Origin of the sequence: Pseudomonas sp. 2848 (genome assembly GCF_003253945.1) — a bacterium.
Classification (GTDB): domain Bacteria; phylum Pseudomonadota; class Gammaproteobacteria; order Pseudomonadales; family Pseudomonadaceae; genus Aquipseudomonas.
This window is the reverse complement of record NZ_QKZD01000003.1, coordinates 226,855-249,735: the sequence shown is the minus strand read 5'-3', so window position 1 is coordinate 249,735 and position 22,881 is coordinate 226,855. Positions and strand designations below refer to the sequence as shown.

The 22,881-nt window shown below is 63.9% G+C and carries 19 protein-coding genes; 7 read left to right on the top strand and 12 right to left on the bottom strand.

Features of this window, described 5'->3' with window-relative positions:
- Positions 1-8 precede the first annotated feature (8 nt).
- Positions 9-860: an alpha/beta hydrolase gene (locus tag DFS21_RS08295; RefSeq protein ID WP_111532123.1), complete on the top strand. Its 852-nt coding sequence runs from the start codon at positions 9-11 to the stop codon at positions 858-860.
- Between the two features lie 212 nt (positions 861-1,072).
- A complete protein-coding gene (locus DFS21_RS08290; protein WP_111532122.1) occupies positions 1,073-3,364 on the top strand; it encodes an autotransporter outer membrane beta-barrel domain-containing protein in 2,292 nt (763 codons plus the stop codon).
- A 180-nt stretch (positions 3,365-3,544) separates the two neighbouring features.
- Here the strand turns inward: DFS21_RS08290 and guaA are convergent, their stop codons facing one another.
- The 4 genes from guaA to DFS21_RS08270 form a co-directional block, all read right to left on the bottom strand.
- Entirely contained in the window at positions 3,545-5,122 is a 1,578-nt protein-coding gene (gene guaA / locus DFS21_RS08285) for a glutamine-hydrolyzing GMP synthase (protein WP_011535447.1), read from the bottom strand.
- Between the two features lie 77 nt (positions 5,123-5,199).
- Positions 5,200-6,669 carry an IMP dehydrogenase gene (gene guaB, locus DFS21_RS08280; RefSeq protein WP_023628475.1) on the bottom strand — a complete coding sequence of 490 codons (1,470 nt, stop codon included), beginning with the start codon at positions 6,667-6,669 and terminating at the stop codon, positions 5,200-5,202.
- A gap of 86 nt (positions 6,670-6,755) precedes the next feature.
- A complete protein-coding gene (locus DFS21_RS08275; protein ID WP_102682938.1) occupies positions 6,756-7,313 on the bottom strand; it encodes a sugar ABC transporter ATPase in 558 nt (185 codons plus the stop codon).
- 50 nt (positions 7,314-7,363) lie between these two features.
- Positions 7,364-8,119 carry a sulfite exporter TauE/SafE family protein gene (locus DFS21_RS08270; protein ID WP_111532121.1) on the bottom strand — a complete coding sequence of 252 codons (756 nt, stop codon included), beginning with the start codon at positions 8,117-8,119 and terminating at the stop codon, positions 7,364-7,366.
- A 97-nt stretch (positions 8,120-8,216) separates the two neighbouring features.
- On the opposite strand from DFS21_RS08270, the gene DFS21_RS08265 reads away from it, so the two are divergent.
- The 4 genes from DFS21_RS08265 (at position 8,217) to leuA (ending at position 13,506) form a co-directional block, all read left to right on the top strand.
- Positions 8,217-9,095, top strand: a complete 879-nt coding sequence (locus tag DFS21_RS08265; protein ID WP_111532120.1) for a LysR family transcriptional regulator — start codon at positions 8,217-8,219, stop codon at positions 9,093-9,095.
- 176 nt (positions 9,096-9,271) lie between these two features.
- Positions 9,272-10,651 carry an exodeoxyribonuclease VII large subunit gene (gene xseA, locus DFS21_RS08260; RefSeq protein WP_102682974.1) on the top strand — a complete coding sequence of 460 codons (1,380 nt, stop codon included), beginning with the start codon at positions 9,272-9,274 and terminating at the stop codon, positions 10,649-10,651.
- A 3-nt stretch (positions 10,652-10,654) separates the two neighbouring features.
- A complete protein-coding gene (locus DFS21_RS08255) occupies positions 10,655-11,482 on the top strand; it encodes a M23 family metallopeptidase (RefSeq protein ID WP_110699832.1) in 828 nt (275 codons plus the stop codon).
- Between the two features lie 350 nt (positions 11,483-11,832).
- Positions 11,833-13,506 carry a 2-isopropylmalate synthase gene (gene leuA / locus DFS21_RS08250; protein ID WP_102682942.1) on the top strand — a complete coding sequence of 558 codons (1,674 nt, stop codon included), beginning with the start codon at positions 11,833-11,835 and terminating at the stop codon, positions 13,504-13,506.
- Positions 13,507-13,694: 188 nt separating this feature from the next.
- Here the strand turns inward: leuA and DFS21_RS08245 are convergent, their stop codons facing one another.
- From DFS21_RS08245 to zwf, 3 genes are read right to left on the bottom strand one after another with little or no spacing between them, the layout of a single operon-like run.
- Complete coding sequence (locus DFS21_RS08245) at positions 13,695-14,369, bottom strand: bifunctional 4-hydroxy-2-oxoglutarate aldolase/2-dehydro-3-deoxy-phosphogluconate aldolase (RefSeq protein ID WP_046854326.1); 675 nt, start codon at positions 14,367-14,369, stop codon at positions 13,695-13,697.
- Between the two features lie 17 nt (positions 14,370-14,386).
- Positions 14,387-15,100 (bottom strand): 6-phosphogluconolactonase, encoded by a 714-nt coding sequence (gene pgl / locus DFS21_RS08240; protein ID WP_111532119.1) that lies wholly within the window; start codon positions 15,098-15,100, stop codon positions 14,387-14,389.
- Entirely contained in the window at positions 15,087-16,556 is a 1,470-nt protein-coding gene (zwf, locus tag DFS21_RS08235; protein ID WP_110699838.1) for a glucose-6-phosphate dehydrogenase, read from the bottom strand. Before zwf ends, pgl begins: the two co-directional genes overlap by 14 nt.
- Before the next feature lie 191 nt (positions 16,557-16,747).
- On the opposite strand from zwf, the gene hexR reads away from it, so the two are divergent.
- Complete coding sequence (gene hexR / locus DFS21_RS08230) at positions 16,748-17,611, top strand: DNA-binding transcriptional regulator HexR (RefSeq protein ID WP_172670918.1); 864 nt, start codon at positions 16,748-16,750, stop codon at positions 17,609-17,611.
- On the opposite strand, the gene DFS21_RS08225 is transcribed toward hexR, so the two are convergent.
- From DFS21_RS08225 to DFS21_RS08205, 5 genes are all read right to left on the bottom strand, one after another.
- The gene (locus tag DFS21_RS08225; RefSeq protein ID WP_046854323.1) at positions 17,604-18,458 is read right to left on the bottom strand and encodes a D-hexose-6-phosphate mutarotase; all 855 of its coding nucleotides are present in this window, start codon (positions 18,456-18,458) and stop codon (positions 17,604-17,606) included. The two genes, hexR and DFS21_RS08225, sit on opposite strands and share 8 nt — an antisense overlap.
- 119 nt (positions 18,459-18,577) lie before the next feature.
- On the bottom strand, positions 18,578-19,951 hold the full coding sequence (locus tag DFS21_RS08220) for a carbohydrate porin (RefSeq protein ID WP_371926796.1): 1,374 nt from the start codon (positions 19,949-19,951) through the stop codon (positions 18,578-18,580).
- 13 nt (positions 19,952-19,964) lie between these two features.
- A complete protein-coding gene (locus DFS21_RS08215; RefSeq protein WP_111532117.1) occupies positions 19,965-21,119 on the bottom strand; it encodes an ABC transporter ATP-binding protein in 1,155 nt (384 codons plus the stop codon).
- A gap of 3 nt (positions 21,120-21,122) precedes the next feature.
- Positions 21,123-21,968 (bottom strand): carbohydrate ABC transporter permease, encoded by an 846-nt coding sequence (locus tag DFS21_RS08210; RefSeq protein WP_111532116.1) that lies wholly within the window; start codon positions 21,966-21,968, stop codon positions 21,123-21,125.
- Positions 21,961-22,869, bottom strand: a complete 909-nt coding sequence (locus tag DFS21_RS08205) for a carbohydrate ABC transporter permease (protein WP_023630395.1) — start codon at positions 22,867-22,869, stop codon at positions 21,961-21,963. Before DFS21_RS08205 ends, DFS21_RS08210 begins: the two co-directional genes overlap by 8 nt.
- Positions 22,870-22,881: the final 12 nt, after the last annotated feature.

The window sequence follows — 22,881 nt, the reverse complement described above, 5'->3', positions numbered from 1 at the left end:
CTGCACACATGATGAGTAGAGATTTTCCCAGTCGTCGGACAGTGGCCGGCTTCCCTATGGCGTGTGTGTTGATAATCAGCGCACTTCTCATCGCCTGCCAATCGCCGCGCGAGGCACTGCAACAACTGGCTCAAGAACACGGCCGACAATGGGAGGTCCTGCCGGGACAAGACTTCCCTCTCTTCATCCTTGTGCCGCGCACCGCAGAAAAAATGACTCGCCTGCGTGTCTACCTGGAAGGCGATGGGCATTCCTGGTCGACGGCCACTCAACCCAGCCTGGATCCGAGCCCGCACAATCTGCTGGTGCCACGGCTGGTGGTCAACGATCCTACGCCGAACGCGTATCTCGCACGCCCCTGCCAGTTCGTCATGGCTGCAGCGTGTCAGACCGCACTCTGGACCCATCGACGCTACGCCCAGGAAGTGATCGACCGCCTCAGCCAGGCGCTAGACCAACTGAAACAACGATATGGCAACAGTGAATTCGAACTCGTGGGATATTCGGGTGGCGCCGCGCTGGCATTATTGTTAGCGGCGCAGCGCAATGATATTACCCAGGTGCAAACCCTGGCTGGCAACCTTAGCCCGCGTATGTGGGCGACGATGAAAGGACTGTCGCCACTCCACGGATCCTTGGAACCGCTGGACTACCGAGATCGACTCGCCTTGTTACCTCAGCGTCATTTCATTGGAGACGCTGACTCGATCATTCCGGGTGATTTGGCTGCCAGGTATCAACAGGCACTTGGCTCTCCATTATCCCAGTGTATTCATGTCCCTGAAGCGAGCCACGACAGTGGCTGGGAAGCAGCATGGAGCCGATGGGCCAAGACTCCATTGGCACATGAAAATCCTTGAACCAGGACGGCCACGGCTTCAGAAAACAACTGAAACGGCGCATTTATGTTTTTTTCGCCATTAGTTGTTTTCATGATGAATATCCTCACCCGCATCGTGTAGATTCGGCGCGCTTGAATCAGCACATCACTGACAAGCTGACAGGGATGCCGAAAACAGACGCTGACGCGCGCGTTGCCCCCTGTCAGTTTCTACCCTGTAAGGATACGGTCTTGAACATCTCCCACCTGCGCCGCTCGTTGTTGGCGCTGTCCGTCACGGCTGCCACAGTCCATGCCGCACCCGACCTCAACCACGACCTGGGCACAGAGGCATACATCAGCTCCGGCGGTGGTTTCAATAACGCCACCTTTACCGGAACGTCACAAAACGCAGGTGTGACGCTGACCAATGTGACGCTGGCGGGCAGCTTGATCAATCAGGGCAAGATCAACCTAACGGCCGCAACCCCCAGTGACGTCCCATCCGGCATCTCCATGACCCTCAACTCCACCATCGCTGGCAATTTGGTCAACGAGGGCGACATTACGGTGAGCGGCACCACTGCCATGGGACTGGACCTGTACCTGGCGAAAATCGCCGGTGAAGTCAACAACAACGGCAACATCAGGGTAACCGGCGAAGATGCCAATGGCATGATGATCACCTCGGCCCAGGCTCGCATCAATAACTCGGGCACCATCACTGCCAGCGGCGCCGGCTCGGCAGGTATCGAGATAGAAAACGCCAGTTTCACCGGTAAAAACACAGGCGACCCTTCCAAGAGTGATATCAACAACAGCGGGACTATCTCCGCCGAGGGCGTCGGTATCCACTTGGTCAACCTCGACCCCTCAGCCGGCTTCAGCATCTTCTCAATCAGGCAGACCGGTGGCCTGATCGAAGGCGGCACCGCGGCAATTCTGGCGGATGACCACGCCTCCCCTTCTTATTTCTACTGGGAGGGTGGCCAGGTCAAGGGTGACCTGCTGGGCCTGAGTGGGGTACTGGTGCAAGGGGATGCACAATTCGACGGCTCGACCATCCGTGCCGGTTACGTCGATATCGACGGTGGCCGCCTGACGCTGCTTCGCCCACAGACCACGATTGTCGGCAACCTCGACCTGGATAGCGAAACTGCTCGCTTGCGCCTGCTGCTGGATAACAACACACTGCCCAACACGCCGATCCTGACAGTCACCGGCGATACCTACTTCTCTCCCGGCAGCCAGGTCGAACTGCAGGCTCGCTCCGACGATTTCCGCACCTCGGCCCAGGGCAACCGCTACACCCTCATCAATTCCGGCACGTGGGAAGATCCACAGAACCTTTCCGTGGTTTCATCCTCGGCGCTGCTTGAAGTGAAAAGCTTTGGCATTGAAGGCCAGGATGTAAAAGCAACGGTTGCGACCCGCAGCGATGAGGCTGTAACTCAAGACCTGCTGGGCGCCCATGGTTCGCGCAATGCGGTGAACGCCATCCAGCCGCTCAAGAACACAGTCCTGGGCCAGATGGACGAAAGCGACCCGGTATTCCAGCATTTTGCCAACGCCGCCACCTCCGAAGATCTGGCGAAACTTGCCGAAACCTTGGCCCCGGACGTCAGCCGTGGAGTCATCAACGCCGCCACCAACAGTCAAAACCTGGTCGCAGGTGCCATCGAGCACCGCGCCAGCAAAGTACGCAGCGGCCTGTCGTCGGGCGACGTCCTGGCAGAACAAGGGGTATGGCTGCAAGCGCTGTCCAGCGATGCCAATCAGGATAGCCGCCACGGTATCGGCGGCTTTGACGCCAACACCCAAGGCATCGCCTTGGGTGCCGACGGCAAGCTCAACCCCAATACCACCGTGGGCCTGGCGTACAGCTACCTGACCAGCGACGTCAAGTCGGACCTTGGCAACAAGACCGACGTCAACGGCCATGCACTGACGCTGTACGGCAACTGGGCCCGTGACAACTTCTTTGTCGACACCTCGCTGACCTATGGCTGGAACGACAACGAGTCCAGACGCTACATCGCCGGTACCCGCGCCAAGGCCGATTACGACAGTGCAATCTTCGGCGTCAAAGCACTTGCAGGCTACACGTTCCGGCTAGACAAGCATTGGCTGCTGGAGCCACAGGTCGGTGCGCGTTATGCCAAGGTTTCGATTGATTCGTACCATGAGAAAGGCAGCTCAGCCGCCCTCAACGTTGGCAGCCAGCGCTATGAAATTGGCGAAATGGGCCTGGGCGCCCGTCTGGCGGCCGCTTTTGACATCGGCGTGGGCAGCCTGGAGCCGGAAGCCAAGCTGATGGCCTGGCACGATTTCATCGGCGACAAGGCCAGCACCACCTCGACCTTCGTGCTCGGCGGTACCCCCTTCACCACCCAAGGCGCCACCCCCGCGCGCGACAGCTACGAGCTGGGACTGGGTGCCAACTACCGGGTAGGCGCCTGGAGCGTGGGAGGGATGTACAACTACCTGGCCAGCAGTGGTTTCAACGCCGACACCTTCACTGCCAACGTGCGTTACGACTTCTGACCAACGTCTGCGCGTCAAACAACAAAACCCGCATTGGCGGGTTTTGTTGTTTGGGGCTGAGGGTGAAGCCCATAAGCGTCTGGCTATTTCACCTGCCCGACTGAATGCCAAAAGCCCGCAGTTATGCGGGCTTTTGGGGTGTTTCCTGCCACTCGCTTCCGGTCTACGCCGGGCGCGAGATCATTCCCACTCGATAGTGGCCGGCGGCTTGCTCGACACGTCGTAGGTGACGCGGGAGATGCCGTCGATTTCGTTGATGATACGGCCGCTGACGGTTTCCAGCAGCTCGTACGGCAGGTGCGCCCAGCGCGCGGTCATGAAGTCCACGGTCTCGACGGCACGCAGGGCCACGACCCAGGCGTAGCGACGGCCGTCACCGACGACGCCGACCGACTTGACCGGCTGGAACACCACGAACGCCTGGCTGGTCTTGTGGTACCAGTCGGCCTTGCGCAGCTCTTCGATGAAGATGTGGTCGGCGCGACGCAGGATGTCGGCGTATTCCTTCTTCACTTCACCGAGGATGCGCACGCCCAGGCCTGGGCCCGGGAACGGGTGGCGGTAGACCATGTCGTACGGCAGGCCCAGTTCCAGGCCGATCTTGCGCACTTCGTCCTTGAACAGCTCACGCAGTGGCTCGACCAGCTTGAGGTTCATTTCCTCCGGCAGGCCGCCGACGTTGTGGTGCGACTTGATCACGTGGGCCTTGCCGCTCTTGGCGCCGGCCGACTCGATCACGTCGGGGTAGATGGTGCCCTGGGCGAGGAACTGGATGTTCTCCAGCTTGCTGGCCTCGGCATCGAACACGTCGATGAAGGTGCGGCCGATGATCTTGCGCTTCTTCTCAGGGTCCGCTTCGCCTTCCAGATTGTCGAGGAACTGCTTCTCGGCATCGGCGCGGATCACCTTGACGCCCATGTTCTCCTTGAACATGGCCATCACCTGGTCGCCTTCGTGCAGGCGCAGCAGGCCGTTGTCGACGAACACGCAGGTCAGCTGGTCGCCGATGGCGCGGTGCAGCAGCGCGGCAACAACCGAGCTGTCGACGCCGCCGGACAGGCCCAGCAGGACGTTGGCCGAACCAACCTGTGCACGTACCTGGGCGATGGCGTCCTCGACGATGTTCGAGGCAGTCCACAGGGCTTCACAGCCGCAGATGTCCTGGACGAAGCGCGAGAGGATGCGACCGCCTTGCTTGGTATGGGTCACTTCCGGGTGGAACTGCACGCCGTAGTAGCCCAGGGCATCGTCGTACATGCCGGCGATCGGGCAGCTCGGGGTGCTGGCCAGCACGCTGAAGTTGCCTGGCATCTGGGTGACCTTGTCGCCGTGGCTCATCCACACGTCCAGGCCCAGCACGCCGTCATCGTCGACATGGTCTTCGATGCCGTCGAGCAGGCGGCTCTTGCCGACCACGTCGACGCGGGCGTAGCCGAACTCGCGCAGGTCGGAGCCTTCGACCTTGCCGCCCATCTGCTCGGCCATGGTCTGCATGCCGTAGCAGATGCCCAGCACCGGGACTTTCAGGTCGAACACGGCCTGCGGCGCGCGCGGGCTGTTGGCTTCGTGGACCGACTCGGGGCCACCGGCCAGGATGATGCCGCGCGGGTTGAATTCGCGGATCGCCTCATCGTCCATGTCGAACGGGTGCAGCTCGCAATACACACCGATCTCGCGCACGCGGCGGGCGATCAGCTGGGTGTACTGGGAACCGAAATCGAGGATCAGGATACGGTGAGCGTGAATGTCGAGGGCCATGACTCAATCTCGTCAGTGGAAATCGGAAACGACGCGGGGCTGTGTATGACAGCCCCGTTCGGTAATTGCTGGAAGCCTCAGCCTACGCGGTAGTTAGGGGCTTCCTTGGTGATCTGCACGTCATGCACGTGGGACTCGGCCATGCCGGCACCGGTGATGCGCACAAACTCCGGCTTGGTACGCATCTCTTCGATGGTCGCGCTGCCGGTGTAGCCCATGGACGAACGCAGTCCGCCCATCAGCTGGTGGATGATCGCGGCCAGGGCGCCCTTGTACGGCACGCGACCTTCGATACCTTCCGGCACCAGCTTCTCGGCGCCGGCCGAGGAGTCCTGGAAGTAACGGTCGGACGAGCCTTGCGCCTGTGCCATGGCACCCAGCGAGCCCATGCCACGGTAGGCCTTGTAGGAACGGCCCTGGAACAGTTCGACTTCGCCCGGCGCTTCTTCGGTACCGGCGAACATCGAGCCCATCATCACGCAGGACGCACCGGCGACGATGGCCTTGGACAGGTCACCCGAGAAACGGATGCCGCCGTCGGCGATCAGTGGCACGCCAGTGCCTTCCAGTGCGGCGGCGACGTTGGCGATGGCGCTGATCTGCGGCACGCCGACACCGGCGACGATACGGGTGGTGCAGATCGAGCCTGGGCCGATACCGACCTTGACCGCGTCGGCGCCGGCTTCTGCCAGGGCCTTGGCGGCGGCGCCGGTGGCGATGTTGCCGCCGATCACCTGCACTTGCGGGTAGGTTTCTTTCACCCAACGCACGCGGTCGATCACGCCTTTGGAGTGACCGTGGGCGGTGTCGACGACCACCACGTCAACGCCGGCGGCTACCAGGGCGGCAACGCGCTCGCCGGTGTCCTTGCCGGTGCCGACCGCGGCGCCGACGCGCAGGCGACCCTGGTCGTCCTTGCTGGCCAGCGGGTAGGCCTTGGCCTTCTCGATGTCCTTGACGGTCATCATGCCCTTGAGGGCGAACTTGTCGTCGACGATCAGGACTTTTTCCAGGCGGTGCTTGTGCAGCAGCTCGCGGACTTCGTTCTTGTCGGCGCCTTCGCGGACGGTGACCAGACGCTCTTTGGGGGTCATCACGTCGCGGACCTTGGCGTCCAGGCGGGTTTCGAAGCGCACGTCGCGGGAGGTGACGATGCCGACCAGGTCACCGTTTTCCAGCACCGGAACACCGGAGATGTTGTTCAGGCGGGTCAGGTCGAACAGGTCGCGCACGGTGGCGTCGGCGTCGATGGTGATCGGGTCCTTGACCACGCCAGCCTCGAACTTCTTGACCTTGCGTACTTCGCCGGCCTGCTGCTCGATGGTCATGTTCTTGTGGATGATGCCGATGCCGCCTTCCTGGGCCATGGCGATGGCCAGGCGCGCTTCGGTCACGGTATCCATGGCGGCGGAGACCAGGGGAATGTTCAGCTCGATGCCACGAGTCAAACGGGTCTTGAGACTGACTTCATTGGGCAGTACCTCGGAGTAGCCAGGTACAAGGAGGATATCGTCGAAGGTCAGGGCTTCTTGGCTGATACGCAGCATCGCGGGGGCTCCCGGGAGGGAAAAATGGAAGCGCGCCATTATACCCATCCATGGCGCGCCGCTCAATGCAAAATAAGGGCCTTCGGTCAGCCTTGCGGCAGTTTTACCTGCACCACCGCCACCGGCTGGTCCAGCCAGTCGGCGAAGCTGTCGAGGAAGGCCTGGGTAAACCCGGCCTCGCCCCAGTTATTGAAGATGAACCCCAGGTTGGAAAAGGCACACGGCTGCAAATAGAGAAAGCCATTGATGTCGTCTTCGAAGCCGCACAACGGGCAGGTGAAGTTATCGCTCACCCCCGGCATCCACTCCTCCAGGCTCTCGAACAGCGGCTCGCCGACCTCGCGCCGGCACTCCGGGCAACCGGCTTCTTCGAGAAAACCGTCGGTGGGGGTGTAGATGCAGCGCTTGAGCATCACTTCCAGGCCGTTGACCTGCTCGCCGAACGGCAACCTCTCGGGATGCAGGGCCACCTTGCGCGCCCCCTCCGCCAGGGCATGGCCCATGCGGTTGCCGGTGCGCCCACAGGTGCTCAACTGTTCCTCGACGATTTTTTCGCGCACCAGCCAACGCAGGATGGCGCGGGCGCGCGCCTCATGGACGGGCACGGTGGACAGTTTGGGGACGATGATGCTCTGCGTATTCATGCGTGAGGCGGGCCTGGGGACTGCGGTAATGGCGCAATTCTAGCGCCTGCTCAGGCGCTCAGGTAGCGACCGATCAACGCCAGGCCGCTGGCCAGGACCAACCAGGTGACCAGGCGGATGAAGGCCTCGCGGGACAGTTTCAAGGTCAGTCGCCGCCCCAGCCAGGTGCCGACGAACATCACCGGCAGCAGGCAGGCGGCGAGCAGCAGCAAGCTGCTATCGGCATACACCCCGGCGATCAGGAACAGCGACAGTCGCACCACCGTGCTGCAACTGATCAGGGCGACCTGGGTCGCACGCACCTGTTCCTTGGCCTCCAGGCGGGCGCTGAGGTAGATCGCGTAGAGGAATCCACCACTGCCGAACAAGGCGCCGAACAATCCGCCCACCGTGCCCATGGGCACCGCCCAGGCGCCCGACAGGCTAGCCGGGCGTACCTTGACCGCCAGGCCATAGACCGCATAGGCGGTCACGAAGATGCCCATCAGCAACAGCAGCAGATCGGACTTGAGCCGTAGCAGGAACACCACGCCGAGGGTGCAACCCACGGCCATGAACGGCAGCAGGCGCAGCAACTCGCCGCGCACCACATCGCGCCGCGAAGGCAGGAGGTTGCCGAAGGCGGCGACGAAATCCAGCAGCACCAGCAGCGGAATGATCCGTGACAACGGCATGAAATGGATCAGCACGGGGCCGGCGACCAGCGCGGTGCCGAAACCGGCAATACCGAAGACGATATAGGCCACCCCCACTCCCAGCAGGATGGGCAGCCAGTCGAACGTGGAAAACGACAGTTGAGCAAGCATCGCGGCAGTTCCCTTGAAGACAACTGAAGGTTAGCCAGTGACGAGCCATGCCGACTAATATGCCTTTTCGCCATGAGCCATCTAGAAAAGGCATGACATGACTTCGATCCGCCAGCTGCGCTACTTCGTCGAAATCGCCGAGGCCGGCAGTTTCAGCGCCGCCGCCGAGCGGCTGTACATTGCCCAGTCGGCCCTCAGCCGGCAGATCAAGGAGCTTGAGCTTCAGCTGGGTACCGTATTGTTCGAACGTACTGCGCGCCTGCCACGCCTGACCGTGGCCGGTCAGGCCTTTCTCGAGCGCGCCCGCTATCTGCTGGCCGACCTGGACAAGGCCGAGCGCCTGGCCCGGGAAATCGGCCAGGGCCTGCGCGGCAGCCTGCGGCTGAACCACTCCAGCACCGTGCCGCTGACCGGCCATTTGCTGCAGCGCCTAGGCGGCTACCTCGAGGACAACCCCGGCGTTTCCCTGGAGATCGCCCAGCAATCGTCGGAGGCACAACTGGAGGACATCGCCGAAGGCCGCCTGGAAATCGGCCTGCTACGTCTGCCGGTGCTGCGCCAGCATGAGGGCGTTGAGTTGCATGCGTTGTTCGATGAGCCCCTGCTGCTGGCTGTGGCGGCGAACCACCCACTGGCCGCGGCAGCCAGTGTTCGGTTGGGGCAACTGCGCGAGGAACGCTTCATTTCCATACCCCACCGCCAGCGTGGCGGGCTGAGCTACCTGTCGGCGTCGTTATGCATGAACGAAGGGTTCTTTCCCCGGGCAGCACAGGTGGTATCGCGCAAGACCACACAACTGCAACTGATCCAGGCCGGGTTCGGCGTGGCGTTGTTGCCGGCGAGCATGCGCGAGATTGCCCCGTCGGCGGTGCATTTCGTGCCGCTGGACCAGGCATGCCAAAGTACCGTGGCGCTGGCTTGCCGGCGGGATGCCGGGGAACTGGTGCGCCAGTTCGTGGCGATCATGCAAGGCTGAAGGCCTCATCGCGGGGCAAGCCCGCTCCCACGCACCTACCGACTTAGAATGGACTGCCTCCAAGCATTGGATTGGTGTCCCGCTTCTTGGGGACAGTCCAGAACGTGGGAGCGGGCTTGCCCCGCGATAGAGGCCGGCACAGACATCCGGGCCTTCGCTCATTTATGATGCCCGCCATGATCAGAGACCCTTTCGAACGACTCGGCCTGGACCGCGAGGTCCTCACCGTCAGCCAGCTCAACGGCCGCGCCCGCGTGCTGCTTGAGGACGTGTTCCGCAGCGTCTGGGTGGAAGGCGAGATTTCCAACCTCGCCCGCCCGGCCTCCGGCCATATGTACTTCACCCTCAAGGACAGCGGCGCGCAGATCCGCTGTGCGCTGTTCCGGCAGAACGCCGCCCGGGTGCGCCAGGCCCTGCGCGACGGCCTGGCGGTACGGGTGCGCGGCAAGGTCTCGCTGTTCGAAGGGCGTGGCGACTACCAGCTGATCCTCGATACGGTCGAGCCGGCCGGCGACGGTGCCCTGCGCCTGGCGTTCGAGGCGCTGAAGGAAAAGCTCGGCGCCGAGGGGCTGTTCAGCACCGAACGCAAGAAGCCGCTACCGGCGCACCCGCAACGCATCGGCATCATCACCTCGCCCACCGGCGCGGTGATCCGCGACATCATCAGCGTGTTCGGCCGCCGTGCGCCGCAGGTCGAGTTGAACCTGATCCCCACCGCGGTGCAGGGCCGCGAGGCGATCAACCAGATCGTCCGCGCCCTGCAGATGGCCGATCGGCAAGGCTTCGACGCGCTGATCCTGGCCCGTGGCGGCGGCTCGCTGGAAGACCTCTGGTGCTTCAACGAAGAGGCCGTGGCCCGCGCCGTGGCCGCCTGCGTCACGCCCATCGTCAGCGCCGTGGGCCATGAGACCGACGTGTCGATCAGCGACTTCGTCGCCGATGTGCGCGCCCCCACGCCATCCGCCGCCGCCGAGCTGCTCGCCCCCGACAGCAGCGGCCTGCAGCAGCGCCTCGACAGCCTGCAACGGCGCCTGCTGCTGCGCATGCAGAACCGCCTGGCCCACGACCGCCTGCGCCTCGACGGGCTGGCCCGACGCCTGCGCCACCCCGGCGAACGCCTGCGCCAGCAGGCCCAGCGCCTGGACGATCTGGACATGCGCCTGCGTCGCGCCTTCATGCTCGACATGAACCAGCGCCAGCAACGCCTCGGCCGCCTCGACACGCGCCTGGCCGCGCAACATCCGGGACGCAGCCTGAAACTGCTCAAGCAGCGCCTGGACAGCCTCGCCGAGCGCCTGCCGCGTGCCATGCGCGAGGTGCTCAAGGACCGCCGCCAGCGCTTCCAGGCACAACTACAGACCCTGCAGGTGGTCAGCCCGCTGGCCACCCTCGCCCGCGGCTACAGCATCCTCCTGGATGAGCGCGGCCAGGCCATCCGCAGCGCCGCGCAAACCCACAACGGCCAACGCCTGACCGCCCGCCTCAACGAAGGCGAGCTCAAGGTGCGGGTCGAGGACAACCACCAGACCCCGGTCACCCTCTCGCTACTGGACTGACACATGCCACGCCTGTTCGCGCCCCTGCTTGCCCTCGCCCTGCTGCTGCCGGTCACGGCCGCCCACGCCAGCTACATTACCCGCGCCCTCAACAAGCCCGTGCCCGGCGGCGTGGCGGTGATCGACCTGGGCACAGGCGCCAGCGCCCCGACCGCGCGCTTCGATGGCAAACCGGTATTGGTGGTCAGGGAGCAGGACAACTGGCTGGCCATCGTCGGCATTCCGCTTACGCAAAAGCCTGGCAGTGCCGTGCTGACCCAGGGTGGGCGCAACATTCCTTTCAGTGTCGGCAGCAAGAAGTACCCCGAGCAGCACATCACCTTGAAGAACAAGCGCCAGGTCAACCCTGAACCGCAAGACCTCAAGCGCATCGACCGCGAACTGGCCGAGCAGATCAAGGCCTATCGCAGTTTCAGCCCCGTGCTTCCGAGCAACCTGATCCTCGACAAGCCGGTCAACGGCCCGCTGTCGAGCAAGTTCGGCGTGCGCCGCTTCTTCAATGGCGAGGAGCGCAACCCCCATGCCGGCCTGGACTTCGCAGTGCCCGCCGGCACGCCGATCAAGACCCCGGCCAATGGCAAGGTGATCCTGGTGGGCGACTACTTCTTCAATGGCCGTACGGTGTTCGTCGACCATGGGCAAGGGTTCATCAGCATGTTCTGCCACATGTCGAAGATCGACGTGAAGCCGGGCCAGGCGCTGCGCCGTGGCGAGGTGGTGGGCCGCGTAGGTTCGACCGGCCGGGCTACCGGGCCGCACATGCACTGGAACGTCAGCCTGAACGATGCGCGGGTGGATCCGGCGATCTTCATCGGCGCGTTCCAGCCCTGAAATCGCAATCGCGGGGCCAGCCCGCTCCCACGCAGCCAACGCTGGCCCCGCGATTTGCGCAATGAAAAAGCTTAAAGCAATAAAATCTCAACAAACCGAAATTAATGGCCATAAAAACTCTGTAAAATCGTTTTTTTAAGCATTTATCTCAATTTTCCGGCAATACTTGCCATCCCCCAACCCACTGGTTAGGGTTGAGCCTATGAACATCTTCAGCACCCTCCTCCAACAACACCGCAGCCTCTGCCTGGTCAGCGCCCGACTACCAGGGTGAATCGCGTCGCCTCGCCTTTTCATCTCGTACACGTTCGGCAGGCCCGATCACGGCCGCACATAAAAGGATTGCTTCCATGACCATGCTCAAAGACCCATCGAAGAAGTACCGCGCCTTCCCGACCATCGACCTGCCTGACCGTACCTGGCCGTCGAAGGCCATCACCCAGGCGCCGATCTGGTGCAGTTCCGACCTGCGTGATGGCAACCAGTCGCTGATCGAGCCGATGGATGCCGAGAAGAAGCTGCGTTTCTGGAAGACCTTGGTGCAAGTAGGCGTGAAGGAAATCGAGGCGTCGTTCCCGTCCGCATCGCAGACCGACTTCGACTTCGTGCGTACCCTGATCGAAGACGGCCATATCCCGGACGACACCACCATCCAGGTGCTCACCCAGGCCCGTGAAGACCTGATCGCCCGTACCTTCGAATCCCTGCGCGGCGCCAAGAAGGCCATCGTTCACCTGTACAACGCCACCTGCCCGTCGTTCCGCCGCATCGTCTTCAACCAGGACAAGCAGGGCGTCAAGGACATCGCGGTCAACGCCGCCAAGCTGTTCGTCAAGTACGCGGCGCAGCAGCCGCAAACCCAGTGGACCTTCCAGTACTCGCCCGAAACCTTCAGCGCCACCGAACTGGAATTCGCCAAGGAAGTGTGCGACGCGGTAATCGAGGTGTGGAACCCGACCCCCGAGCACAAGATCATCCTCAACCTGCCGGCCACCGTCGAAGTCGCCACGCCGAACGTCTACGCCGACCAGATCGAGTGGTTCTGCCGTAACGTCAACCGCCGCGACAGCGTGATCATCAGCCTGCACACCCACAACGACCGTGGCACCGGCATCGCCGCCACCGAGCTGGGCCTGATGGCTGGCGCCGACCGTGCCGAAGGCTGCCTGTTCGGCAACGGCGAGCGCACCGGCAACGTCGACCTGGTGACCCTGGCACTGAACCTCTACACCCAGGGCATCGACCCGCAGCTGGACTTCTCCGACATCGATGGCGTGCGCAAGGTCGTCGAGGAGTGCAACCAGTTGCCGGTGCACCCACGTCACCCGTACGTTGGCGACCTGGTCCACACCGCCTTCTCCGGCTCGCACCAGGACGCCATCCGCAAGGGCTTCGCCAAGCAGCAGGACGGCGAGCTCTGGGAAGTGCCGTACCTGCCGATCGACCCGGCCGACATCGGCCGCAGCTACGAGGCGGTGATCCGTGTCAACAGCCAGTCGGGCAAGGGCGGCATCACCTACCTGCTCGAGCAGGAATATGGCATCAGCCTGCCGCGCCGCATGCAGATCGAGTTCAGCCAAGTGGTACAGGGCGAGACCGACCGTCTCGGCCTGGAAATGACCGCCGAGCAAATCTACAAGCTGCTGCAGAAGGAATACCTCCAGGCCAACGCGCCATATGCCCTGGTCAGCCACCGCCTGCAGGAAGAAAACGGCAGCAGCCACGTGCAAGTGGAAGTCTCTGGTGAAGGCGAAACCACCTTGCACTGGCACGGCAAGGGCAACGGCGCCCTCGAGGCACTGGTGGCCGGCCTGCCGATCGCCGTGGAGATCATGGATTACAACGAACACGCCATCGGCGCCGGCACCAATGCCAAGGCCGCGGCCTACATCGAGCTGCGCGTAGCCGGCGGGCGTCCGGTGCACGGCGTGGGCATCGACGAGAACATCACCACCGCCAGCTTCAAGGCGCTGTTCAGCGCACTGAACCGGTCGCTGAGCCAGCAGCAGGCCAAGGCGGCGTAAGCCATCGCTGATGACCGGAGCCCGCATCCTCGATGCGGGCTTTTTTGTTGGTTTTCCGACGCTATCGCGGGCTCGTGGGAGCGGGCTTGCCCCGCGATAGGGCCAGAACCGGTTGTACCCAAATCACAGGCAAAAAAAGGGGCGCCGACCAAGCGCCCCACAAGCCGTGTAGCACACAACGAAATCTGTCAGTCCAGCAACGCCATCGCCTCGGCGCTGCACGCCTCGATCCGCGCCCAGTCACCGTTCTTGATCCAGCTGCTGTCGAGCATCCAGGTGCCGCCCACGCACATCACATTGGGCAGGGCCATGTAGTTGCGCACGTTGGCCGGGTTGACCCCGCCGGTGGGGCAGAAGCGAATGTCGCCGAACGGGCCGCCGAATGCCTTGATCGCCGCCACGCCGCCACTGATCTCGGCGGGGAACAGCTTGAAGCGGCGGTAGCCCAGGGCGTAGCCCATCATGATCTCCGACGGCGTGCTGATGCCCGGCAACAGCGGAATATCGCTGTCCACGCCCGCTTCGAGAATGTCCTGGGTGATGCCCGGGGTAACCACGAACTGCGCGCCCGCCGCCTCGACGGCGGCGAACATGCCGCGGTCGAGCACGGTACCGGCGCCGACGCACAGCTCCGGGCGCTGCTCACGCAGCACCTGGATGGCCTTCAGGCCGTGCTGCGAGCGCAGGGTCACTTCCAGGGTACGGATGCCGCCGGCAGCCAGGGCGTCGGCCAGGGGCAGGATGTCTTCCTCACGGGCGATGGTGATCACCGGCAGGATGCGCGCCTTGTTGCAGATCGCGTCGATCCGTGCGGCTTTGTCGGCCATCGAGAGCAAAGGCTGTGGGCGTTCGAGGGTGGTCATGACAATGGATCCTTGGCTCATGGGCACCAGTAGATGTCCAGGGGGTCGTGAAGAAAGGCGCGAATCGGCATTTCGGTTGGGTCTTCGGCCGCCAGCGCGGTGCGCAGGGTGGCAAGCTTGCCCGCGCCCTGCACCGACAACAGGGTCAGGCCGGCAGTGGCCAGCAGCGCGCGGGTCATGCTCAGGCGCTGGTGCGGCACGCTGGGCGCCAACATCGGCAGGCAGCGGCGCTCACCGACCTTGGCCAGGCCCTGGCGCAGGTTGGGGCTGGCCGGGAACAGCGAGGCTGTATGGCCATCGTCGCCCATGCCCAGCACCAGCACATCGATCAGTGGCAGGTCGGCCAGCACCTGGTCGGCCTGCTCGGCAGCGGCTTCGAGGCTGGCGGCGGGTTGGTAGAGCCCGATAAAGCGCGCCTTGGCCGCCGGCCCCTTGAATAGGTGACGAGCCAGCAGGCCGGCGTTGCTGTCGTCGTGCGCCACCGGCACCCAGCGCTCATCGGCCAGGCTCACGGTGACCCGGGACCAGTCCAGCGCCTCGCCAGCCAGCTTCTCGAGGAAGGGCACCGGGCTACGCCCGCCAGACAGCACCAGGCAAGCCTGCCCCTTGCTGGCGATCGCCTGGCGCAGGCGCTCGGCCACATCATGGGCCTGGGTCGCCGCCAAGGTTTTCGGGTCGGCCAGCTGATGAACCTTCACGGTCGCCGGCAGTTGCAGTTCAGATATCGCCATACCAGGCCCTCCCATCACGTGTAATCAATGCAATCGAGCTCATCGGCCCCCAGGATCCGGCCGCATAGGGCTTTGGCGCGTCACCGCTGGTCTTCCAGCCTGCAATCAGCTGGTCGCACCACTTCCAGGCGTATTCGATCTCGTCCTTGCGCACGAACAGGTTCTGGTTGCCGCGCATCACTTCCAGCAACAACCGCTCATAGGCATCCGGGATCCGCGCGCTGCGCCAGGTGTCGGAGAAATTCAGCTGCAGCGGGCCGCTGCGCAGTTGCATGCCCTTGTCCAGGCCCTGCTCCTTGGTCATCACCCGCAGCGAAATGCCCTCGTCCGGCTGCAGGCGAATGATCAGCTTGTTGCCGATCTGCAAACGCTGTTCCGGGGCGAAGATGTAGTGCGGGGTTTCCTTGAAATGGATGACGATCTGCGACAGCTTCTGCGGCATGCGCTTGCCGGTGCGCAGGTAGAACGGCACGCCCGACCAGCGCCAGTTGCGGATATCGGCACGCAGGGCGACGAAGGTCTCGGTGTCGCTCTGGGCGTTGGCGTTGTCCTCTTCGAGGTAACCCGGCACCGGCTTGCCGTCACTGAAACCAGCGATGTACTGGCCACGCACCACATGGGTGCTCAAGCCCTCGCCGGTGATCGGCGCCAGTGCCTTGAGCACCTTGACCTTCTCGTCGCGGATGCTGTCGGCCGAAAGGTCGCTGGGCGGGTCCATGGCGATCAGGCAGAGCAGCTGCAGCAGGTGGTTCTGGATCATGTCGCGCAGCTGGCCGGCCTTGTCGAAGTAGCCCCAGCGGCCCTCGATGCCGACCTTCTCGGCAACGGTGATCTCCACGTGGGAGATGGAATTCTGGTTCCACTGGGTTTCGAACAGGCTGTTGGCGAAGCGCAGGGCGATCAGGTTCTGCACCGTCTCCTTGCCCAGGTAGTGGTCGATACGGTAGACACGGCTCTCGGGGAAGAACCGCGCCACGGCGTCGTTGACCCGGCGCGACGACTCCAGGTCGTGGCCGATGGGCTTTTCCAACACCACCCGGGTGCGCGACGCCAGGTCGGCCTTGTCGAGGTTCTCGCAGATCGCGCCGTAGACCGCCGCCGCCGTGGCGAAGTAGGCGATCAGCGGCTGCCCGCTCGGTGCCTGCTCAGCCAAGGCCTGGTAGCCCTCGGGCTCGACGAAGTCCAGGTGCAGGTAGCTCAGGCGCGCCAGGAAGCGCCCCAGGGAGGCGGCATCGATCTCGGCCTCCGGCACGTGGCGGCGCAGATGGGCTTCGATGTTGTTCAGGTGTTCCTGCACGCTGCCCGGCTCGCGGGCCAGGGCCAGCAGGCGGGTGTCGGGGTGCAGGAGGTCGGCGCGGTCGAGCTGGTAGAGCGCGGGGAACAGCTTGCGCAATGCCAGGTCGCCTAGGGCGCCAAAGAGGGCGAAGGTGCAGGGTTCGACACTGATCGCGGCCATGATGTTGGTTCTTTTATAAATGTTGGACTAGGAATACCGGTTTCAACCCTGCTTTTCAAGGGGTAATGTAGTAAAAACCACAACATCCAATACAGCTATTACAGACAAGTGGTGTGACAATCTTACCGACAGTAGGATACACACCAGCGCAAAAAGCCTGCTTCCCGACCCAAGGACACACCATGGACCGCGTGCGAAACCTCCTGGAACAGATCCAGGGCCGCCTCGACGAGCTGAACAAGGCCGAACGCAAGGTCGCCGAAGTCATCCTGCTCAACCCGCAGCAAGCCACCCGCTTCAGCATTGCCGCCCTGGCCCAGGCGGCCAGTGTCAGCGAACCGACGGTCAACCGCTTCTGCCGCTCGTTCGGCGTCAGCGGCTACCCCGAGCTCAAGCTGCAACTGGCGCAGAGCCTGGCCAGCGGCGCCGCCTATGTCAGCCGCGCGGTGGAGGCCGACGACGATCCGGCCGCCTACACCCAGAAGATCTTCGGCAGCGCCATTGCCTCGCTCGACAGCGCCTGCCAGGCGCTCGACCCGCAGCAGGTCAGCCGCGCCGTGGACATGATGATCCAAGCCCGACAGATCCACTTCTTCGGCCTCGGCGCCTCGGCCCCCGTGGCCCTCGATGCGCAGCACAAGTTCTTCCGCTTCAATCTCGCCGTGTCGGCCCACGCCGATGTGCTGATGCAGCGCATGCTGGCTTCGGTGGCCCACACCGGCGACCTGTTCGTGATCATTTCCTACACCGGGCGCACCCGCGAACTGGTCGAGGTGGCGCGCCTGGCGCGGGAAAACGGCGCCTCGGTGCTCGGCCTGACCGCCGCCGGCTCGCCCCTGGCCCAGGCCTGCAGCCTGAGCCTGCATATCCCGCTGCCGGAAGACACCGACATCTACATGCCGATGACCTCGCGGATCATCCAGCTCACCGTGCTCGATGTGCTCGCCACCGGCATGACCCTGCGCCGTGGCGTGGACTTCCAGCCGCACCTGCGCAAGATCAAGGAAAGCCTCAACGCCAGTCGCTACCCGATCGAGGACGACGACCTCAACTGAGCCGGTGCGCCTGCAAACGCAGGTGCGCCCGCTCGCCCGGCGCCAGGCTCAGGCCCTCGCCACTGCCGCTGGCCGCTTCCACGCAGACAAAGCCTTGGCACTCGCGCCCGCTCACGCCCATCAACGGCCGATTGCCAGGGTGCCAGACCACGGTGTCGTCACTGTCGCCGGTGTCGATGCACAGTTCGCGCTGCCATGCCGGGTCCTGCAACTGCACCCGCGGAGTGCCGGGATAGACCCGCTGGCAACCGCCCTTGAGGGTCAGCGCGCCGTCTTCGCGGCAGGCCTGGCGATTGAGGCGATCGTAGCCGTCGATGTCCTCCAGCCCAGACAGCGCTATCTTCGACACGTCGCTGATCCGCCAGTAGGCCAGCAGCGCATGGCTCAGCTGGCACGGTTCGCTGTCCTGGTGCTCGGTGCTCAGGCTCAGCTCCATGCTCGCCCCGAGCCGGGCATGCAGGTCGACCTGCCAGTCGCACAGGTCCAGGCGCCATTTCAGGGTCACCCCTTCCTCGTCCTCGCGGCTGTCCACCAGCTTCCAGTCCAGCAGGCGCGCCCAGCCATGGGCCGGCCACAGGTCTTCGCTGGGATGACGGCCATACCAGGGCCAGCACACCGGCACGCCGCCACGAATGGCCCCTACCTGCGGCCACTGCTCGGCGCACCACAACCAGGGCTTTTCACCGGCTGGTTGAAAGTGCAGGAGCTGACCGCCCTGGCGGCTGAACACCGCCTGGCAGCGAGGGTGGTCGATGATCAGCACATCGCGCTGCTGGTAACGCTCCCACTCGAAGGTCGGCCTGGGCCGTTGCGAGGTGAAGAAGCGATGTAGCGGATGTTCAGGCATGGTTCCAAGCTCTTTTGTTGTTCGAGATAGCGCTGTCTCAGCCCGTGCCCGCTAACCACTGCAGACCAGTGGTTAGCGGGAAGGCCGAAATGGATGGCGTAAATTTACAACAATTTTTCTCAGAATGACGACTGAATCTTCAACCCCGCGACCAGCGCGTTGTCCACTTCATCCACACCGCCCGGGCTCTTGATGTACTGCAGGTTCGGGCGCACGGTCAGCCAGTTGGTGACGTGGAAGCCGTAGTAGAGCTCGGCGTTGTACTCGGTGCGCTGCAGCGGCGCGAAGCCTGGGTTGTCATAGTCGTTGATGCCGGACTGGGCATTGAGCAGCTCGGCACGCTTCTTCACATCGTCATTGACGTGGATGCGGGCGATGCCGAAGCCGATGTCGTCCTTGGGCCGGGCATCGAAGGCGCCCTTGTAGACCAGGCCGACCTGCTGGTAGTTGTCGACCACGTTGGTGGCCTTATCGTGCACGGTGAAGTTGGCGAACAGGCTCAGGCCGCGGTTGACGTCGCCGGCATGGGCGGTGACCTGCTGCTGGGCCACGACCCACCAGCCGTGCTTGCTGGAGTGCGACTTGAACGCCGCGCCGGTCAGCGCCTGCGGGTTGCCGTTGATGTCGTCGTACACGTCGTCGGCCTTGGCGGTGCTGTAGTAGTAGCCCAGGCGGTACTCGCCCGGCAGGCCGTTGACCTTCGGCGACCAGACCGCCTCCACCGGCAGGATCGCACCCTTGGTGCCGCTGCCGCTGAGTTTGAAGCCGTTGCCGGTCTCCAGGTTCGACGGGTTCTGCTCGTACGCGCCGACCTGGACGAAGAATTCCGGGGTGATGTTGTACTTGACCCGCAGTGCCCACTGGCTGACCGGCCAGTTGTACCAGATGCCGCCGACCCAGTTGCCCACTTGCGAGCCGCAGAAGGCCAGGTTCTGGAAGTCGCAGGGGAAGCTGTTGAAGTCCTCGCCCTCGCCGAAGCGGCCGAATTTCACGTCCAGCGCGCCGTCGAAGTACTTCTGCTTGACCCACATCTGCGTCAGGCGCCAGGTCTGGCCACGGCCCCAGACTTCCTGAACCGAGCTGAACTGCCCGGCACGCGGGTCGCTGATGCGGTCGTTGGACAGGTTGCGGCCGCTACGCTCGGTGATCGCCAGCTTGAACTCGGTGTCCTTCCAGCCGAAGATCTTCTCCAGGTCCAGGTGCGCGCCCAGGGCGAACTGGTCGCTGTAGCGCGCGGTCTTGTCGTCGTTGTAGCCACCGTGCAGGTTGCCGGCCACTTCGCCAACGTAGTCGAGGGTGAAGTCGTAGCCCTTCTCCAGCAGCTCGGTACGGGTGCCGCCCCAGTCGCCGGTCATCCATTTCGATTCCGACGAGAAAGCCTCGGCGGCCTGGGCCCCGCTGCTGCCGACCAGCGCCAGCAAGGCGAGCGATCCCAGGGTCTTGATGCGATTGCGATGTTCCATCCCTTTGCGTCCTCTTTTCTTGTTATGCATTGTTCTAGACGATTCAACGGCCTTTGAAGCGAGTCACGTTGTCCTTGATGGCAGTGCCGCTGGCGGTGAGGTCGAGACGTTCGCCGCTGCCGGCGTCGAACAGCAGCACCCGCGCCGGGTCGAACTGCAGGTTGAGGCTGTCGCCCACCCGGCACGCTACATCCGGCGCCAGGCGGCAGCAGACCTTGGTCTGGTTGAGGGTGACGAATACCAGCAGGTCCGGGCCGGTGGGTTCGGTGACCTGCACTTCGGTGCGGATGGCGGGCATGCCGTTGCCCTCGGCGGCCCCCAGCGAGATTTGTTCAGGGCGCACGCCGAGGATGATCTCGCGCCCTTCCAGCTCGTCCGCCGCCACGCCCAACGGCAGCTCGCAGCGCGCCTGGCCGCTGTCGAGCAGCGCCAGCACCCGCCCGTCCTGCTTCATCAGGCGCACGGGAATGAAATTCATCGGCGGCGAGCCGATGAAACTGGCGACGAACAGATTGGCCGGGTCGTTGTAGATCTGTTGCGGGGTGCCGAACTGCTGAATGATGCCGTCCTTCATCACCGCCACCTTGTCGCCCAGGGTCATGGCCTCGATCTGGTCATGGGTGACATACACCGTGGTGGTCTTCAGGCGCTGGTGCATCAGCTTGATCTCGGTGCGCATCTCCACCCGCAGCTTGGCGTCGAGGTTCGACAGCGGTTCATCGAACAGGTAGATCTTCGGCCGCCGCGCCAGCGCCCGGCCCATGGCCACGCGCTGCTGCTGGCCGCCGGACAGCTGCCCGGGCTTGCGCCCCAGCAGGTGCTCGATCTGCAGCAGCTTGGCCACCCGCGCCACCTCCTCGTCGATGGCGGCCTGGGACATCTTGCGGATCTTCAGGCCAAAGGCGATGTTGTCGCGCACGTTCATGGTCGGGTACAGCGCGTAGGACTGGAACACCATGGCGATGTCGCGATCCTTGGGGCTCATGCCGCTGACATCCTCGTCGTCGATGAGGATCGCCCCGCCGCTGATGCTTTCCAGGCCGGCGATGCAGTTCATCAGCGTCGACTTGCCGCAGCCCGAGGGCCCGACCAGGATCAGGAACTCGCCGTCCTTGATCGCCAGCTGGATGTCCTTGAGCGTGTCCGGCAGGCCCGCGCCATAGGTCTTGTGCACATTGCGAAGTTCGAGTGTTGCCATGACTTACCCCTTGACCGCGCCGGCGGTCAGCCCGCGCACGAAATACTTGCCCGCAATCACGTAGACCAGCAGCGTCGGCAGCCCGGCGATCATCGCCGCGGCCATGTCGACGTTGTATTCCTTGGCCCCGGTGCTGGTGTTGACCAGGTTGTTCAGGGCCACGGTGATCGGCTGCGAGTCGCCGCTGGAGAACACCACGCCGAACAGGAAGTCGTTCCAGATCTGGGTGAACTGCCAGATCAGGCAGACCATGATGATCGGCGTCGACATCGGCAGGATGATCCGCCCGAAGATGGTGAAGAACCCGGCGCCGTCCAGACGCGCGGCCTTGACCAGCGCCTCGGGGATGCTCACGTAGTAGTTGCGGAAGAACAATGTGGTGAAGGCCAGGCCGTACACCACATGCACCAGCACCAGGCCGCTGGTGGTGCTGGCCAGGCCCAGCTTGCCGAGGGTGAACGAGGCCGGCAGCAGCACGGTCTGGAACGGCAGGAAGCAGCCGAACAGCAGCAGGCCGAAGAACAGCTGCGAGCCACGGAAGCACCACATCGACAGCACGTAGCCGTTGAGCGCGCCAACGGCCGTGGAGATCAGCACCGCCGGCACGGTGATCAGGATCGAGTTGAGAAAATAGCCATTGACCGTGGCCCAGGCCTTGGCCCAGCCAATGCCGGTGAACACCGCAGGCCAGCTCAGCAGGTTGCCGGTGCTGATGTCCTCGGGGGTCTTGAAGCTGGTCAGCAGCATGACCACCAGTGGCACCAGGTACAGCAACACCGCCAGCAGCAGCACCGCGTGGATGGCGATGCGGCTGAGGTTCAGCGCGGGTTTGTCGACAGGACTAGTCATGGCGTTTGCCCCGCAGTTCGGAGTACAGGTAAGGGACGATGATCGCCAGGATCGCGCCCAGCATGAGGATCGCGCTGGCCGAGCCCATGCCCATCTGCCCACGGCTGAAGGTGAACGAGTACATGAACATCGCTGGCAGGTCCGAGGAGTAGCCCGGCCCGCCCGCGGTCATCGCCGCCACCAGGTCGAAGCTCTTGATCGCGATGTGCGCGAGGATCATCAGCGAGCTGAAGAACACCGGGCGCAGGCTGGGCAGCACCACGGTCCAGTAGATGCGCGGCAGGCTGGCGCCATCGAGCTGTGCGGCGCGGATGATCGACTGGTCGACGCCGCGCAGGCCGGCGAGGAACATCGCCATGATGAAGCCCGAGGCCTGCCACACGGCAGCGATCACCAGGCAGTAGACCACCCGGTCGGGGTCGATCAGCCAGTCCAGGCGAAAGCCTTCCCAGCCCCAGTCGCGCAGCAGCTTGTCCAGGCCCATGCCGGGGTTGAGCAGCCACTTCCAGGCGGTACCGGTGACGATCATCGACAGCGCCATGGGGTACAGGTAGATGGTGCGGATGAAGCCTTCGCGGCGGATGCGCTGGTCGAGCAGCACCGCAAGGAACACGCCGATGGCCAGGGTGATGCCGATGAACAGCCCGCCGAACAGCAGCAGGTTCTTGCTCGCCACCCACCAGCGGTCGTTGTCGAACAGCCTGGCGTACTGCGCCAGGCCTGCCCACTTGTAGGTGGGCAGGAAGGTCGAGGTGGTGAACGAGAGGACGAAGGTCCACAGGATGTAGCCGTAGAAGCCCACCAGGACGATGAACATGCTCGGCGCCAGCACCAGTTTCGGCAGCCAGCGCTGCAGCGCGTCCAGGGGTGAGGCCCGCAGGCGGGCGGTTGCTGTAGTCATGATCTGGGTTCC

Coding starts and splice junctions, on each gene's coding strand:
- leuA (WP_102682942.1), top strand. CDS start 11,833: ATGACCATGCTCAAAGACCCATCGAAGAAGTACCGCGCCTTCCCGACC.
- pgl (WP_111532119.1), bottom strand. CDS start 15,100: ATGGCGATATCTGAACTGCAACTGCCGGCGACCGTGAAGGTTCATCAG.
- DFS21_RS08245 (WP_046854326.1), bottom strand. CDS start 14,369: ATGACCACCCTCGAACGCCCACAGCCTTTGCTCTCGATGGCCGACAAA.
- DFS21_RS08255 (WP_110699832.1), top strand. CDS start 10,655: ATGCCACGCCTGTTCGCGCCCCTGCTTGCCCTCGCCCTGCTGCTGCCG.
- DFS21_RS08265 (WP_111532120.1), top strand. CDS start 8,217: ATGACTTCGATCCGCCAGCTGCGCTACTTCGTCGAAATCGCCGAGGCC.
- DFS21_RS08275 (WP_102682938.1), bottom strand. CDS start 7,313: ATGAATACGCAGAGCATCATCGTCCCCAAACTGTCCACCGTGCCCGTC.
- DFS21_RS08210 (WP_111532116.1), bottom strand. CDS start 21,968: ATGACTAGTCCTGTCGACAAACCCGCGCTGAACCTCAGCCGCATCGCC.
- guaA (WP_011535447.1), bottom strand. CDS start 5,122: ATGGCCCTCGACATTCACGCTCACCGTATCCTGATCCTCGATTTCGGT.
- DFS21_RS08225 (WP_046854323.1), bottom strand. CDS start 18,458: ATGCCTGAACATCCGCTACATCGCTTCTTCACCTCGCAACGGCCCAGG.
- guaB (WP_023628475.1), bottom strand. CDS start 6,669: ATGCTGCGTATCAGCCAAGAAGCCCTGACCTTCGACGATATCCTCCTT.
- DFS21_RS08295 (WP_111532123.1), top strand. CDS start 9: ATGATGAGTAGAGATTTTCCCAGTCGTCGGACAGTGGCCGGCTTCCCT.
- DFS21_RS08205 (WP_023630395.1), bottom strand. CDS start 22,869: ATGACTACAGCAACCGCCCGCCTGCGGGCCTCACCCCTGGACGCGCTG.
- DFS21_RS08220 (WP_371926796.1), bottom strand. CDS start 19,951: ATGCATAACAAGAAAAGAGGACGCAAAGGGATGGAACATCGCAATCGC.
- DFS21_RS08270 (WP_111532121.1), bottom strand. CDS start 8,119: ATGCTTGCTCAACTGTCGTTTTCCACGTTCGACTGGCTGCCCATCCTG.
- zwf (WP_110699838.1), bottom strand. CDS start 16,556: ATGGCCGCGATCAGTGTCGAACCCTGCACCTTCGCCCTCTTTGGCGCC.
- DFS21_RS08215 (WP_111532117.1), bottom strand. CDS start 21,119: ATGGCAACACTCGAACTTCGCAATGTGCACAAGACCTATGGCGCGGGC.
- xseA (WP_102682974.1), top strand. CDS start 9,272: ATGATCAGAGACCCTTTCGAACGACTCGGCCTGGACCGCGAGGTCCTC.